Origin of the sequence: Methylophaga thalassica MP, from assembly GCF_000214595.1 — a bacterium.
Lineage (GTDB): Bacteria > Pseudomonadota > Gammaproteobacteria > Nitrosococcales > Methylophagaceae > Methylophaga > Methylophaga thalassica.
Genome location: NZ_AFIG01000001.1, coordinates 2,025,239 through 2,040,316 on the forward strand (window position 1 = coordinate 2,025,239; position 15,078 = coordinate 2,040,316).

A 15,078-nucleotide genomic window follows, 5' to 3' on the forward strand; every position below is an offset into this window, starting at 1 on the left:
CCATGAAAGGTGGATTAGGCAATCTGATGAAACAGGCCCAGCAAATGCAGGCCAATATGGAAAAAGCACAAAAAGAATTAGCATCGGTTGAAGTCATCGGACAAGCTGGCGGTGGTATGGTTAAAATCACCATGACCGGTAAACATGATGTCAAGCGTGTTCAGATTGAAGATGCGTTATTTGAAGACGACAAAGAAATGCTGGAAGACTTACTTGCTGCTGCAGTTAATGATGCAAACCGTCAGGTAGAACAAACAACACAAGAACGTATGTCAGGCATGTTGCCAGCTGGCATGAAAATGCCATTTTAGTGCGATAATATGGCAAAGCTTGGTCCCAGTATTGATGAGCTTATCAGCGCTTTACGTTGTTTACCTGGTGTTGGTCCCAAATCAGCGCAGCGCATGACCTTTCATCTGCTTGAACGTAATCGCGATGGTGCCCAGCGTCTGGTTCAAGCCCTCTCTCATGCATTAGACAATGTTAAACATTGCCAACGCTGTAGAATTCTGTCCGAAACAGAACTCTGCTCACGTTGTAATGATGACAGACGACAACAAGATATCTTGTGTATTGTCGAAATGCCGAGTGATGTATTGGCCATTGAACAAGCGACTCAATACCAGGGACAATACTTTGTGTTATCGGGACATTTATCACCGCTGGATGGCATCGGTCCCGATGCTTTAGGTATTCCAAAGCTCATTGAATGGCTGGACAAAAATACAATAGAAGAAGTTATTTTAGCCACCAATCCCACTATTGAAGGTGAAGCAACAGCTCACTTCATTGGTGAACTCGCCAGAACCCGCAATATCAAAGTCAGTCGACTCGCTCATGGAATTCCATTGGGGGGGGAGCTTGAATTTATTGACAGCAGCACCCTTTCTCACGCATTCTCAGGTAGGGAGTCGCTTTGAGGTGATGGCTAGCTTAGAGAGAGCATTTGCTTATGGCGCAGGATGTAGTTGCATTAGAACAATTAAAAACCTTCTCAGGTTTAATTCATCGTCAGCCCTTATTCATCAATGATGAACTGGATGTTGCCGGCTATCACATTAGCTTTTTCGATCAAAATGGCGAAAAGTTAGATGACGATAGTGCAGTTCCTGACTTTGTCCAACATCTGCCTGAAATCATTTTAGATATCAATCACAATCCAAACGCACTTCTCTCCATTCCGCACTCATGGCAGCAGGCATTGCTTGCGCTTCCTAAAATAAGCGCATCGTTAACGCTTGATATTAATATTAATTCACTCCCCTCTTCACAGCATAACGGTGCCATTCGATATGCCAAACGATTAAATACATCGGCAAATGGTCATGACCATCAGACCTTATTGATCGATCTCGCGTTAGATAATCTTCAACAACTCAGCGAGAGTGATATTCGAGCATGGCGACAGCACCATGACATTCTCTGCGCTATCAATGTTAATGATATTGAACAGTATCATTACTGCAAGTCTCACCGGCTGGATCTGTTAGAAGGTATTTTTTATACCAAACCAGACAAACATGCTGGACAGCCATTGCACCCTTCGACTCAGACATTAATGTCCTTATTAGTCAGGCTGCAGGAAGAGGATGTAGAAACTGAAGATTTAACCGACATTATCAATCAGGATATTAGTCTGAGCTATAAACTCCTGCGTTTGATCAATTCAGCTTTTTTTGGTTTGCCAAAAAAAGTGGAAAGTACCAAGCAAGCCATTCTCATGCTGGGCTTAAATAAAATCAAAACCTGGGCAAGCTTATTATGTCTGTCAGGTATGGATGATAAACCCAATGAACTACGTAATGTAGCCATGTTTCGTGGCAGAATGTGTGAACTGCTTGCCAAATATTATAAAGGCCATTCCGATATGTTTTTCACCGTTGGTCTTTTGTCAGTACTTGATGCAATGTTGGATAGCTCACTTGCCGATATTATTGAACCCTTACCGCTGACTGCAGAACTCAAAACTGCCCTGATTGATAAACAAGGCCCTGCAGGTAGAGCATTAGCTGATACACTTAGTTACGAACAAGCTGACTGGGAAACAGTATCATCGTCTCCCATTCCCAAAGAAATATTAGTCAGAACCTATTTAGAATCTATTCAATGGGCAAAACAACTCACCATACAATTACAAGATTAAGTTATGTCTATCACATGGTTGGCCGCCAGCCCTGAAAGTATTTTCCCACCTGTAGAAAAAGCAACAGAACATGGCCTATTGGCTGCGGGGGGAGATCTATCAGCAACACGATTATTAAAGGCTTATCAACACGGTATTTTTCCCTGGTTTAATAAAAATGATCCGATTTTATGGTGGTGTCCGGATCCTCGAATGGTGCTGTTTACCGATAAAGTACATATCAGCAAGAGCTTGAATAAAGTCATACGCAAAGGTGTTTTCAAGGTGACTATCGACCAGGCTTTTGAGCAAGTCATGAAAGCCTGTTCAGCGCCTCGGCAGAATCAGCCAACCGATCCAGATAATCGAACCTGGATACACAGCAATATGATCGACGCTTATACAGATTTACATCACCAGGGTTATGCCCATAGTATTGAGTGTTGGCAAGATGATAGGCTAGTGGGTGGGTTGTATGGTGTATCCATAGGCAAAGCGTTTTTTGGTGAATCTATGTTTAGTTTTGTGCCTGACAGCTCAAAAGTAGCGCTCATCGCATTATGTCAACAATTACAACGTTGGGATATGCCGATGATTGATTGCCAGATTTATTCCGATCATCTATCCCGTATGGGGGCAGAAGAAATTTCCCGAACTCAGTTTATAAAAAAACTTAGCCCCCTATGCGCTGATGAAACACCACCTAAACAATGGCACTTAGACACTGATTTACCTTACTCACTATGAGCCTGAATTTTTATCAAGATCAACCACATGCCTGTTCATATTTAAGCGGCAGACAAGCAAGAAACCTGTATCCGGATCCCAATAAACCGGCGAGCAAACATCTCTACAGTCACCTTATTCAACATGGATTCAGAAGAAGTGGCGATCACATCTATCGTCCTTTCTGCGCGGAATGTGATTCCTGTGTCCCTGTGCGCATCAATATAAAAGAATTTAAACCTAACAGAAGCCAAAAACGCTGTTTGAAGCGAAATCAAGACGTACAGACTAGAATTCATCCCGCTGAATATAGCTCGGTGCATTTTGAATTATATGAACGCTATATCGCAGGTCGTCATCTTGGCGGTGGGATGGATAACCCCACCCCATCTAGCTATACGAACTTTCTTACTAGTAGCTGGTGCGATACTGCTTTTCTTGAATTTTGGCTGGAAAATAAACTGATCGGCGTTGCCGTAACTGATTTCGTTGCCGATGGAGCTTCTGCTTTTTATACTTTTTTTGATCCTGAACTTGCCAAACGAAGTTTAGGTACATTTGCCATTCTTAAACAAATTGAATTAGCAAAAAACTATGATCTTTCATGGCTTTATCTTGGTTACTGGATTGCTGAAAGTCCTAAAATGTCATATAAAACAAACTTTTCAGGATTGGAAGGTTATTACACAGATTGGAAGAAGTTAGATAAAAAACTTTGAATAATCAGTGATTTTACGGCAAAATGGTCTTTTTAATTCAAGAACATTAGAGTTTATGGCAAAAGAAGAACATATTGAGTTTGAAGGCACAGTAATTGATACCATGCCTAACACCACTTTCCGTGTCGAACTGGAAAACGGTCATGTGGTAACAGCGCATATTTCAGGAAAAATGCGTAAAAACTATATTCGTATTCTTACTGGTGACAAAGTCACTGTCCAGCTTACACCTTACGACTTAACCAAAGGTCGCATCGTCTACCGCGCTCGCTAAAACTTCTTCCATAAGCCACGTCATGTGGCACAGCGAAAAAACAATAAACTCTGAACTCTCCATGATTTTCATCTGAATTAAAATTAATTCAGATGAAGTCAGGATGTTTATGATGCCCAAACAGCTGTTTTAAGCCCACCAGACACATCACAATAAAAGCAATGAATGTCCAGGCTGGAATGCTTAGATTGAGGAATGTCCACAATACGTCAGCGCACTCACCAGACCCTTTCAGCACCATATCAACAGCTTGGCTCAATGGAAAATTTTCCAAGATAAAATTCAATCCAGGACCACAACTAGGCACCTGATCTTCGGGGAGATTCTGTATCCATACATGACGTGCAGATATTGCCGCACCGATTCCAGCAGCTAATAAGACTAAAAAGCCGTATACCCGTCGTCCCGTCGTAACGGGATTATGAATGGCGCCAATTAAAAAGAACACTCCAGCGACAAAAACCATGACTCGTTGCAATATACATAAAGGGCAGGGTTCTAAATGCTCAATAAACTGAAAATAACCAGCAATAAGCAACATACTCAAACAGGCCAGAAACCCAACGAGAAAGACGCCACGAAATGAATTCAAAACAGACTCCTTAAGTCAATTAATCTGTGTTAAGTTAACCTAAAAAACGCAAGGATAAAAGGATTACGGAGATGGATGACGAAAATTTCGAAAAAAAACTGACCGCTGCCTACGACAAAATGATGGAACGCCTGAATGACTTTCTGGATGATGCGGAACAACAGGCGCTACCGACGCTTCAACGTAATCTTGATAAAGCCAAACAACAAGCCATCGAATTAAAAGAGTTAACACATGATGAAGCAGAAAAAGTAGCAGCTTATCTCCGCCGTGACTTACATGATGCGGCTGAGTATCTTGAATCATCAGGCAAAACATTTTCAAACTGGCTGACCTTTGACTTACAACTTGTCGAAGAACGTATGCTCGAATTATTTGCTAGTGTGGCTGATAAAACTCGCTTGGAATTAGAACAGCTCGCCCAACAAGCCGAAAAATCACAGCAATATCACACGGGGGAAATTACCGGCATCGGTACGCTCTATTGTGAATCGTGTGGTTGTGAAATGCACTTTAAGAAAACAAGCCGTATCCCACCCTGTCCGAAATGTCATAAAACTACTTTTAACAGGAAAAAACTGGTCTAACGGCTTAGCCAGTACCATGCACCGTGTTCAACAAGAGAACTCAGTACCCGCTCTGCTCCTTCATGCTGCTGAAGTAATCGCCATTGTTCACCTTTAATTGCAGAGCTGCCAGTGAGTATATCGACAACCGCCTTATACGATGGATCAACAACCAGCCTTTCTCCTGCAACAAACAGGAAAATATTTTGCTCAGCAACTGTCCAGGCTAATCGAATATATGGGTTACGCTGTAACTCTGCTCCCGCTTCAAACTGGGCAGATATTGACAGGGTATTATCATCTGTATGATATTCATCAGCCAACCATTCCAGCGAGGGTTTAGTCTGGGTGACCAAACGGCCTAATGCAGACTGTAAAAGCGCGTCAGAATGATTAATAGTATCAATCAGACTTTGTTTAAAACGTGCGATCGCCGCCCCATCAATTTGCGTCTCACTAACATTAAGACGCAAATCAGGATCACTATAATGCCTTTCCCCAACAACTGACTCTGCTAGTTCCTGTAAATACGCATCTAACACTTCTGTTTGTGTTGGCGCCCTGAAACCAATAGAAAACGTCATACAGTCATTCATGGCGACACCATGATGTGCAAAGTGTGGTGGTAAATAAAGCATATCGCCGGGTTCGAGTTCCCAACTTTCATCTGCATTGAAATCAGCCAAAATTTTCAGATCTAAACCATCGATTAAATCAGCATCTAATATGGGCTCAGCACCTATTTGCCAGTGCCTTATACCTTTGGCTTGCAATAAAAATACATCATAACCATCTGTATGCGGCCCTACGCTTCCACCTACAGGCGCATAACTGATCATCAAGTCATCACGCCGCCATTCGGGAATAAAGCTGAACTGGCGTGTTATATCAGCCAAAACAGGTTCATGTTTATCCATATCCTGAACCAATAACGTCCAATGAGACTCAGGCAACTGAGAAAAATCTTCTTCCGTAAAAGGTCCATGTCGACACTTCCAGGGACCAGAGTTGGTATGTTCTTCAATAAGACGGGACTCGACATCATCCTGACAGGCAAAACCAGCCAGTTCATCAGGTGTAATCGGAGATTCAAAGTCAGGAAAAGCTTGTCTGATCAGTAATGGCTTTTTTTGCCAGTATTCATCTAAAAAAGCCTGTTGAGATAAACCTGTATTAAAAAACTCAGTCATAGCTGTCCTGCATGAAATAACAATCTTGCAAATTCATTTTTGCCATCAAGATAGACTTCGATTCGACTTAGACAGGCATAGGGCACATCAATGTGAAATACGGCTTCAAGCGGCATTGATAAAATATGTGCCAACAATAAACGAATAACGCCTGCATGTGTCACAAGCAAGATATGACGTTGCTGATATTGTTGCAGCATGTCCTGCCAGGCAGTTATACATCGTTGTTGAAACACGATTAACGACTCGGCTTGTGGTGGTGTATTACGTATAGGATCCTCATAGAAAGCAAAGAACCGTTGCTGATCTGTTTTCTGTAATTCTTCAGCAGTTTTACCTTCCCATTCACCAAACCCCATTTCGATAAAGCCGGGAACATACGTCAGAGAAAGTCCGGTATCACGACTCAGCTCTTCAGCAAAACTGGCACAACGATTTAAAGGTGAGGTAATAATCTGCTGCCAGGGCAAGTCATTTTTCAGATGCTCTCGCATCTGTTCAAGACCCATGCGAGTCAGCGAATAATCCAGCTGACCACGATAAACACCCTCACCTTCCGTCTCACCATGTCGTAATAAATCAATCGTGGTCACAGACATTTCAGTCGATAGACTCCACGGTAAATACCACATTGTTTAAAGCCACAATCCTGACTTTTTTACCTACGGGACTATCAACGCCTTGTATCTTCCATGTTGAATCATCCAATTTTATTTTACCGACGCCATCAACAATAGGGGTTTGTAAAGTAATGATACGACCAATATATTGCTCGCCACGCTTGTTTAAATTAGGTTGATCACTTAACAGAGGATGATCGCGATAATACTGTCGCCAGACAAGAATGCTCACTATCGATAAGAGTGCGAATATTAATAACTGATATTGCCACGATAAGTCTGGAAAAAGTAAGAGGAATAGCCCCGTTATAAACGCAGCAATTCCCATCCATAAAGCAAAAAATGTTGGCAATAGTATTTCGATAATAATCAGGCCAACACCTAATATCCACCAATGCCAGAAATCAACAATAAAGGGCATGATTACGCTCCTTTTTTATTGAACGCTTCTTTTGCCAGTTCCGCGATACCGGCAACGGATCCAATCACATTGCTGGCTTCAAGTGGCATCATAATGATTTTATGATTATCGGCTGAAGCCATATCTTTTAAGGCTTCCACGTATTTTTGTGCGACGAAGTAGTTGATGGCTTGAACATCACCTTTCGCAATGGCTTCTGACACCATCATGGTGGCTTTTGCTTCCGCTTCGGCAAGACGTTCACGCGCTTCAGCGTCACGCATAGCGGCTTCAAGACGACCTTCCGCTTCTAATACTGCGGCCTGTTTTTCACCTTCTGCACGTAAAATTTCAGATTGACGATGCCCTTCTGCTTCAAGGATAGAAGCACGTTTTGTTCTATCTGCTTTTAACTGGCGGCTCATCGCCTCAACCAGTCCCTGATCCGGTTCCAGATCTTTAATTTCAATCCGCGTGACTTTGACTCCCCAAGGTGTGGTGGCGTCATCCACAACGTTGAGTAACCGCGCATTGATATCATCACGTTTTGATAACAATTCATCCAGATCCATAGAGCCCATCACGGTACGAATATTGGTCATGGTGAGATTTAAGATAGCGTTATCCAGTCCGCTGACTTCGTATGCTGCTTTAGCCGCTTCAATCACCTGAAAGAAGACCACACCATCTACGCGCACGGTGGCATTATCTTTGGTGATAATTTCCTGAGAAGGCACATCCAGCACCTGCTCCATCATATTTATCTTGGCACCGATTCGATCAATGACAGGTACAATCAAATGCAAGCCGGGCGATAATGTTCTAGTGTAACGGCCAAAACGTTCAACGGTATATTCGCGTCCCTGTTGAACTGCCTTGACGCCCATCATGATGACGACCACCATCAGCACAACAATAATTAACACAAAACTAGAAAATCCATCCATTATTACACCCTCTCGTTCATCGACATTGATCAAACATATTGTTGAAATAATAGCAGCATTGCTACTTCAGATTGTTTATCACTTGAATAATAGGTTTTATTCAGTGGACAATACATAGAAATACTTCCCGAATAGAGTCATTATGAAAACACAAGCACAGTTTTTTTCACTGTTTATCTTCTTCCTGCTTTCGATGGTAAGCACCTCTGCAGCAGCTCAACAGTGGTATAAAGCAGAATTAGTGGTTTTCGAAAGATATAGTGGTGCAAATGCTGAACACTGGCCTGAAATGCGCGCCATTAACAATGGCAGCTTGAGCCCGAGTGCCAACAATAATCTCATCAAACCGGCTGGTACCGATTTATTATCTGGCGTTGTATCACGACTCAATAATGCGTCCAATTATCGCGTGCTCTACCACCAAGCCTGGCAACAACCGATTATGAGTAAAGGCAGTGCAAGAAGTATTCAAATTAATTCAAGTAATGGTCTGGTCGAAGGCCAAATCAAACTGTATCGGGTTAATTATCTGCATGCTGATATTGATGTCTGGTTTAAAGAAAACGGTAATCTGCCTGTCAGCAGTACTGGCACAGCGACTGAATCACAAACCTACCCCAATAACCCACATCTGAGCCAAATTCGTCGTATCCGTAGTAAAAACTTAATTTACTTTGATCACCCACGTGTGGCAGCCATTCTGGAGATTGTTCCGGTAGCGACACCGGCTTCAGCGGTATCAAAAACACCGGAAACTTATTCTTTACCTGAAAACTAGCCTGATAGCTGTTTCATCACATTGGCGATGATGGTTTTCACATCATCAATGCCACCGGCAAGGGTTTGTTGAATTTCATCCATTGTCAGCACATTATTTGTAATGCCCGCTGCCCAATTAGCCACGACAGCCAATGTCGCATAAGAAAGCTCAGCTTCTCTGGCCAGGCAGGCTTCCGGCATTCCTGTCATCCCGACCAAATCACAACCATCTCTTTCTAAACGACGAATTTCCGCAGCAGTTTCCAGTCTCGGGCCCTGAACCGCGGCATATGTTGCACCATCTAAAGCTGTCAGGCCCGCATCAGCCGCAGCTTTTAATAATATTTCACGCAGTTCTCGATCATAAGGCCAGGTAAAATCAATATGATTATCAGCGCGGAATTGTTCACTAAAAAAGCTTTGTTCCCGACCATGGGTGTAATCAATAATTTGATCCGGCACAGCCAATACACCCGGTGCAAACTTATCTGTAATACCGCCCACCGCGGCAACAGCCAAAATATCGGTGACACCGATGGTTTTCAATGCATGAATGTTCGCTCGGTAATTAATGCGATGCGGCGGAATATTATGCCGATCGCCATGACGTGGTAAAAAAGCTACTTGTTTACCGTTCAACGTGCCCATTTTTATCGCTGATGAGGGATCACCATAAGGTGTTTCGACGTGTTTTTGTTCCGTTATTTCCAAACCTGGGTACTGCGTCAGACCACTTCCGCCAATGATGCCTAATAAACGCATTTACGACTCCTTCAGAGCATATACAGCGGGCAGATTACGCCAGAAACCAGCCATATCCATACCAAATCCAAATACATAGCGGTTGGGTACCGTTAGACCAATATATTCAGGACGAATGCCAACTTTATTATTGTGGTCTTTATCAAATAAACACACACATTTCACTGAAGCAGCCCCTTCACCGACACAATATTCTCTCAGTGCAGCCAAGGTCACACCTTCATCAAAAATATCTTCAATCAGTACCACATGCCGTCCTTGTAATTGGGTGACGGGTTTCACTTGCCAACGAATATCACCACCCACGGTTTTATCACCATAACGCGTAGCATGAATATAATCCTGTTCCAGCTTGAAGTTCAGGCGAGGTAATAAATGACCCGCAGTGATAACCGAACCATTCATCACACACAGCATGACCGGTAGCTTATCGGCGTAATCCTGCTGTAACTGATTTGCCAGACTATCCAGTGCCGCGCTTATTTGGTCCATATCAAAAAGCAAATCCGACTTGGATAGCAGTTCGTCATACTCTGTCATTGCATACTCTCTATTGTAATTCAGGCCTTATAATGACCGATTTGTGCTTAGGATAATTTATGCGCCGTTTCTGGCCTTTAGTCGTGTTTATAATGATTTTTTGCATCGTCTGGCTACTGGCAGATAATGCACAGAAGCCTTTATCTACAGTAAAAAACTATCAGCGGATCATTACCTTATCCCCTAGCCTGACAGAAACCGTGTTTGCATTAGGCCTGGGAGATCATGTTGTCGCGGTCACCGATTATTGCGATTATCCAGCACAAGCTCAAGCTTTACCAAGCGTCGGAAGTTACACCAATACCAGCCTTGAAGCCATTACCCGTCTGCAACCCGACTTGGTCATTATGTTAAACGGTCAACAGCAGCGGCAACAACAGTTGGAACAATTAGGAATAAAAACCTTAGTACTTGATAACTCGACGATTGCTGATATTAAAGAAACCATTCAAAGAATAGCGGATCTGACTGGCAGGCAAAACGAAGCAGATAAATTACTTACCAGCATTCAGGCTCAGATTGACTATGTACACAACAAAGTCCGTGGCCTTGTCCCGGTCAGAACCTTGGTGGGTATTGCTCACTATGTAAATAGCGATCAACTTGATACAGTTTATATTGCCGGACAACATGACTTTTATAATGAATTACTTAAACTTGCCGGCGGTGTTAACGTATACACCGATACCACAGTTAAAGTCCCTTCCGTATCAGCAGAAGGGATTATTCGGATGAATCCGGATGCCATTATTGACGTTTTTCCGGAACAAAAAGATCATCAATCCGATATGAAACAGGTCATCAAGCAATGGCAATCCCTGCGCAATGTCAATGCAGTAAAACAGCAGCGGATTTATATCATTGAACATGATTATGCGAGCATTCCCGGCCCCCGGATTTTTAAATTATTACCTGAGATGGCGCAGTTATTACATCCAGAACTGGACTGGCAGGATCATCAGCTCAATGATTAAGGTCAAAAACCTCTCAGTACACATCCAGGACAAAATATTGCTGGAGAATATTCAACTTGATATCTCTGATGGCGATTACTGGGTCATTGTCGGTCCCAATGGCTCAGGCAAAAGTACCTTACTGAAAACCCTAATGGGTATTCAAGCTCCTCACTCCGGTCAAATTACCCTGAATCAACGTCATATCAAGCAATACAAACAACGTGAGCGGGCACAATTGATGAGTTATGTGCCGCAAAACAGTGGTCGGGAATTCCCTTTCACCGTTGAAGAGTTTGTGAAGATGTCACGTTATAGCTATCACTCCCCGTTATCAGAATGGTCCAAGCAAGATCAACAGGCCATTGAAGAAGCCTTGGTGATTACTGACACCCAGTCATTTCGCACACGTCTGATGAAAACCCTTAGCGGCGGTGAATGTCAGCGCGTGATGATTGCGGCCGCCTTAAGCCAACAAACACCGCTCATCTTGTTGGATGAACCCACCAGCTATCTTGATCCTCACCATCAGGTAGAAATCCATCAGCTGATTAATCAGCTCAACAAAACACATCAGATGACCGTTATTGAAGTGAGTCATGATATTAATCATGCCGCACATCCTGATAAACAGGTATTAGCTTTACGCGAAGGGAAAGTCTTGTGGCAAGGCAGCGGCCCGGAGTTACTCGATAAACAGCGACTGAAGCAACTCTACCAGCAAGATTTTACCTTTGTTGTACATCCGACTAATCAGCGCTTATTTGCACTGGCAGAAACACCATGACGTCATTGCATAAACTGATATTTATTACCCTGAGCAGTTTTGTCGTTGCTTTTGCTGCACCCTGGATAGGCCTCGGTGATATTAAAAATGAGATTGTTCAACAACAAATTCTGCTGGATATTCGCCTGCCACGGGTGTTGTTTGCCTTTGTTGCCGGTGCAGGCTTATCCCTCTGTGGCATGGTGTTTCAGGCCATGTTTCATAATCCTTTAGCCACGCCTTTTACACTCGGCGTCGCCAGTGGCGCTTCTTTTGGCGCCGCTTGTACAGTATTTTTGGGATTAAATGTCACATTACTTGGATTTGACGTTATTACCATAGGTGCTTTTATTGGCGCGCTGGTCGCCATTACCTTTGTCTTTTTTATCAGCCAATTACAACGTGGTTTTTCCAGTGAAACCTTACTACTCACCGGTGTAGCGACCAGTTTCTTTTTCTCCAGTCTGATTTTGTTTATTCAATACCTCAGTGATATGACCGATTCTTTTATGATCATGCGGTGGCTGATGGGAGGATTGAGTTCAGCCAGTTATCATTCGCTGTTACAGCTTATTCCGATAGTGACGATCAGTACGGCTATCATTTTATGGCTGAGCCGTGAATTAAATTTGTTAATGGCCGGTGACGATATTGCTCTAAGTCGTGGTGTTTCAGTGAAGCAGGTACGTTACCTGTTATTTTTCTCCACCTCTTTATGCGTAGGTGGCATTGTCGCCTTGTGTGGCCCAATTGGTTTTATAGGCATGATGGTGCCTCATATCTGTCGATTGTTAATCGGTACAGATCATCGCTGGTTGACACCAGCAACCCTTATGTTTGGCGGTGGCTTTTTAATTCTGTGCGATGGTATTGCCAGACTGCTTATTGCTCCCGCAGAAATCCCTGTCGGCGTTATTACTACCCTGCTCGGCGGCCCTTTTTTTCTGTGGCTGTTAATTAAACGTAGACAACGCTAATTCAGGATCTGCTACTCTGCCAGGATCTCAGGAGAACGCTGATGCAGACATCAAGAAGACAGTTTCTACAATGGGGGCTAACCTCAACATTGCTTTTACAAGCGCCTTTATCACTGGCGGAAAAGCTAAAACAGCCGCCCAGACATATTGCTTTTGATAATCTGCATACCGGTGAAAAACTTGAGCTGACTTACTGGGAAAATGGTTTTTATCAGACTGATGCATTAAAGCTGCTTAATTATATTCTGCGTGATCATCGAACTGGTGAACAAATGCCCATCGACCGACATCTGATTGATTTACTTAACGTATTACATAAAAAAGTCGAGAGTAAAAAACCGTTTCAAATCATCTCGGGTTATCGCTCCAGTCAAACGAATTCCATGCTCAGAAAAACCAGCGATGGTGTGGCCAAAAAGAGTCTGCATATGGTCGGTAAAGCGATTGATGTGCGCTTAGCTGATGTGGAACTGGCTCAACTTCGTCAGGCAGCACTGGAGTTGAATGTAGGGGGTGTTGGTTATTATCCAAAATCGAATTTTATCCACCTGGATACCGGTCGTCCGCGGCACTGGCAAGGTTAATCTAACTCTTTCAGCAATCGCTCTGCCAGCTCTCTGACACGCTGCATTTGTTTCTGATAATTTCGGGAAAAGCGCTCATGCTCTTTTTTCATTTCCTCGTGCCTTAACTGCATTTTTCGATGCATTTTCTGATGTTTTTCCAGATTGATATGACTCGGGCAAGTCGTTAAACAATGTTCATCAAGGCCACACTCATAATGGACAAGTTCCGCATTATGTTCATCAATGCGTTTTTTATGTTTCTCAATACTCGATGAATGCTCTGGTAAGGATTTTTCCAGAAGATAAATGAGCGCCACCATACGCTGTGTTGAGTGCTGCCAGTGTTCAATTTCCTTCTGCCAGCGCTGATCATCCTCCTGCCATTGCAGGTTATATTGTTTTAGCTGTTCCCTTTCTTCCATAGTGTTCACTCCAGCCCCCTTGCTGCTCGCTTTATCTCTTTTGTAGTCTGACAAAAATATTACCCCTAATACTGACAAACCGACACAGTAAATTCGCCCGGCTTTTTATGAATGATTCATAGCAGGACAGCAACGTTAAATAAACGTAAAATAACGAGATTTATTTCAGTTTCAGGAAACACCATGTCCCATATTGTCGTTTGTGCGTTATATAAATTTGTCACGCTAGACAATTACACCGAGTTAAAAGCGCCATTACTTGATTTCATGCTCGAACACGAGGTTCGTGGCACTTTATTACTGGCACAAGAAGGCATTAACGGTACCGTTGCAGGCTCAAGAGAAGCGATCGATGCCTTGCTGGCTTATTTGCAACAGGATCCGCGACTGGACCCGATAAGTTACAAAGAATCCTACACGGATACTGCGCCCTTTATGCGCACCCGGGTCAAACTCAAAAAAGAAATCGTCACCATGGGTGTAGAAGGTATTGATCCAAAACAAGTCGTCGGCACGTATGTAAAACCCAAACAGTGGAACGAACTGATCTCTGCCTCAGATGTGTTATTAATCGATACCCGTAATGATTATGAAGTTCAGGTGGGTACTTTCAAAAACGCAGTTAACCCACAAACAGAGAGCTTTAGAGAGTTTCCTGATTATGTGAAATCGCATCTGGATCCTGAAAAACACAAACGGGTTGCGATGTTCTGCACCGGCGGTATTCGCTGTGAAAAATCTACCGCATTCCTCAAAGAACAAGGGTTTGAAGAGGTATACCATCTGGAAGGCGGCATTCTGAAATACCTGGAAGAAGTCCCCGCAGAAGAATCCATGTGGGAAGGTGAATGTTTTGTGTTTGATGACCGCGTCACGGTGAATCACAACTTGGAAAAGGGCGATTATGACCAATGTCACGCCTGCCGCCTGCCCATCACTGAAGAAGAAAAACAAAGCCCGCTTTATCAAAAAGGTGTGAGCTGTCCGCATTGTTACGACAAAACCACACCGGAACAAAAAGCCCGTTATGCTGAGCGCGAAAAGCAAATTCAATTGGCCAGACAGCGTGGTGAAGCTCATATCGGTGTAGAAACTCAGGAAGCGGTTGAAAAACATCGTGCAGAGAAAAAACGTCGTCGCGAATTAGATCGTCAGGCAGCCAAGAAAAAGGCTTGAT

21 protein-coding genes are annotated in these 15,078 nt (G+C 43.3%); 13 read left to right on the plus strand and 8 right to left on the minus strand.

Features of this window, described 5'->3' with window-relative positions; all coding sequences use genetic code 11:
* The first annotated feature begins 2 nt into the window (after window positions 1–2).
* From MAMP_RS09475 to infA, 6 genes are read left to right on the plus strand one after another with little or no spacing between them, the layout of a single operon-like run.
* Window positions 3–311: a YbaB/EbfC family nucleoid-associated protein gene (locus MAMP_RS09475; RefSeq protein WP_007145811.1), complete on the plus strand. Its 309-nt coding sequence runs from the start codon at window positions 3–5 to the stop codon at window positions 309–311.
* 9 nt (window positions 312–320) lie between these two features.
* Window positions 321–920, plus strand: coding sequence for a recombination mediator RecR (recR, locus tag MAMP_RS09480; protein ID WP_007145812.1), 600 nt, complete (start codon window positions 321–323; stop codon window positions 918–920).
* 32 nt (window positions 921–952) lie between these two features.
* A complete protein-coding gene (locus MAMP_RS09485; RefSeq protein WP_007145813.1) occupies window positions 953–2,143 on the plus strand; it encodes an EAL and HDOD domain-containing protein in 1,191 nt (396 codons plus the stop codon).
* A 3-nt stretch (window positions 2,144–2,146) separates the two neighbouring features.
* Entirely contained in the window at window positions 2,147–2,869 is a 723-nt protein-coding gene (gene aat, locus MAMP_RS09490) for a leucyl/phenylalanyl-tRNA--protein transferase (protein ID WP_007145814.1), read from the plus strand.
* The gene (locus MAMP_RS09495) at window positions 2,866–3,567 is read left to right on the plus strand and encodes an arginyltransferase (protein WP_007145815.1); all 702 of its coding nucleotides are present in this window, start codon (window positions 2,866–2,868) and stop codon (window positions 3,565–3,567) included. Before aat ends, MAMP_RS09495 begins: the two co-directional genes overlap by 4 nt.
* Before the next feature lie 55 nt (window positions 3,568–3,622).
* A complete protein-coding gene (gene infA / locus MAMP_RS09500) occupies window positions 3,623–3,841 on the plus strand; it encodes a translation initiation factor IF-1 (protein ID WP_007145816.1) in 219 nt (72 codons plus the stop codon).
* Between the two features lie 88 nt (window positions 3,842–3,929).
* On the opposite strand, the gene MAMP_RS09505 is transcribed toward infA, so the two are convergent.
* The gene (locus MAMP_RS09505; RefSeq protein ID WP_007145817.1) at window positions 3,930–4,433 is read right to left on the minus strand and encodes a disulfide bond formation protein B; all 504 of its coding nucleotides are present in this window, start codon (window positions 4,431–4,433) and stop codon (window positions 3,930–3,932) included.
* A 71-nt stretch (window positions 4,434–4,504) separates the two neighbouring features.
* Here MAMP_RS09505 and MAMP_RS09510 point away from each other — a divergent pair, with 71 nt between their 5' ends.
* Window positions 4,505–5,020: a zinc ribbon-containing protein gene (locus tag MAMP_RS09510; protein WP_007145818.1), complete on the plus strand. Its 516-nt coding sequence runs from the start codon at window positions 4,505–4,507 to the stop codon at window positions 5,018–5,020.
* Here the strand turns inward: MAMP_RS09510 and MAMP_RS09515 are convergent.
* Genes MAMP_RS09515 through MAMP_RS09530 form a run of 4 tightly spaced genes read right to left on the minus strand, consistent with a single transcriptional unit; the run spans window position 5,017 to window position 8,156 of the window.
* Window positions 5,017–6,189: a cupin domain-containing protein gene (locus MAMP_RS09515; protein ID WP_007145819.1), complete on the minus strand. Its 1,173-nt coding sequence runs from the start codon at window positions 6,187–6,189 to the stop codon at window positions 5,017–5,019. The genes MAMP_RS09510 and MAMP_RS09515 overlap by 4 nt on opposite strands.
* Window positions 6,186–6,788 carry a histidine phosphatase family protein gene (locus MAMP_RS09520; protein ID WP_007145820.1) on the minus strand — a complete coding sequence of 201 codons (603 nt, stop codon included), beginning with the start codon at window positions 6,786–6,788 and terminating at the stop codon, window positions 6,186–6,188. Before MAMP_RS09520 ends, MAMP_RS09515 begins: the two co-directional genes overlap by 4 nt.
* A 1-nt stretch (window position 6,789) precedes the next feature.
* On the minus strand, window positions 6,790–7,230 hold the full coding sequence (locus MAMP_RS09525) for an NfeD family protein (RefSeq protein ID WP_007145821.1): 441 nt from the start codon (window positions 7,228–7,230) through the stop codon (window positions 6,790–6,792).
* 2 nt (window positions 7,231–7,232) lie between these two features.
* Entirely contained in the window at window positions 7,233–8,156 is a 924-nt protein-coding gene (locus tag MAMP_RS09530; protein WP_007145822.1) for an SPFH domain-containing protein, read from the minus strand.
* Between the two features lie 142 nt (window positions 8,157–8,298).
* On the opposite strand from MAMP_RS09530, the gene MAMP_RS09535 reads away from it, so the two are divergent.
* Entirely contained in the window at window positions 8,299–8,934 is a 636-nt protein-coding gene (locus tag MAMP_RS09535; RefSeq protein WP_007145823.1) for a CsiV family protein, read from the plus strand.
* Here MAMP_RS09535 and MAMP_RS09540 read toward each other — a convergent pair.
* Window positions 8,931–9,677 carry an S-methyl-5'-thioinosine phosphorylase gene (locus MAMP_RS09540; protein WP_007145824.1) on the minus strand — a complete coding sequence of 249 codons (747 nt, stop codon included), beginning with the start codon at window positions 9,675–9,677 and terminating at the stop codon, window positions 8,931–8,933. The two genes, MAMP_RS09535 and MAMP_RS09540, sit on opposite strands and share 4 nt — an antisense overlap.
* Window positions 9,678–10,217 (minus strand): hypoxanthine-guanine phosphoribosyltransferase, encoded by a 540-nt coding sequence (locus tag MAMP_RS09545; RefSeq protein ID WP_040576266.1) that lies wholly within the window; start codon window positions 10,215–10,217, stop codon window positions 9,678–9,680. It abuts the gene before it with no gap.
* Window positions 10,218–10,276: 59 nt separating this feature from the next.
* Between MAMP_RS09545 and MAMP_RS09550 the strand changes: the two genes are divergently transcribed.
* The 4 genes from MAMP_RS09550 to MAMP_RS09565 are packed head-to-tail and all read left to right on the plus strand — an operon-like array spanning window position 10,277 to window position 13,497.
* Window positions 10,277–11,191, plus strand: a complete 915-nt coding sequence (locus MAMP_RS09550; protein ID WP_007145826.1) for an ABC transporter substrate-binding protein — start codon at window positions 10,277–10,279, stop codon at window positions 11,189–11,191.
* On the plus strand, window positions 11,184–11,957 hold the full coding sequence (locus MAMP_RS09555) for an ABC transporter ATP-binding protein (protein WP_007145827.1): 774 nt from the start codon (window positions 11,184–11,186) through the stop codon (window positions 11,955–11,957). The genes MAMP_RS09550 and MAMP_RS09555 overlap by 8 nt, the downstream gene beginning before the upstream one ends.
* Window positions 11,954–12,913: a FecCD family ABC transporter permease gene (locus tag MAMP_RS09560; RefSeq protein WP_007145828.1), complete on the plus strand. Its 960-nt coding sequence runs from the start codon at window positions 11,954–11,956 to the stop codon at window positions 12,911–12,913. Before MAMP_RS09555 ends, MAMP_RS09560 begins: the two co-directional genes overlap by 4 nt.
* A 41-nt stretch (window positions 12,914–12,954) precedes the next feature.
* Entirely contained in the window at window positions 12,955–13,497 is a 543-nt protein-coding gene (locus MAMP_RS09565; protein WP_007145829.1) for a DUF882 domain-containing protein, read from the plus strand.
* Here the strand turns inward: MAMP_RS09565 and MAMP_RS09570 are convergent.
* On the minus strand, window positions 13,494–13,901 hold the full coding sequence (locus tag MAMP_RS09570) for a hypothetical protein (protein ID WP_007145830.1): 408 nt from the start codon (window positions 13,899–13,901) through the stop codon (window positions 13,494–13,496). The two genes, MAMP_RS09565 and MAMP_RS09570, sit on opposite strands and share 4 nt — an antisense overlap.
* 183 nt (window positions 13,902–14,084) lie before the next feature.
* Here MAMP_RS09570 and trhO point away from each other — a divergent pair, with 183 nt between their 5' ends.
* Complete coding sequence (trhO, locus tag MAMP_RS09575) at window positions 14,085–15,077, plus strand: oxygen-dependent tRNA uridine(34) hydroxylase TrhO (RefSeq protein ID WP_007145831.1); 993 nt, start codon at window positions 14,085–14,087, stop codon at window positions 15,075–15,077.
* Window position 15,078 lies beyond the last annotated feature (1 nt).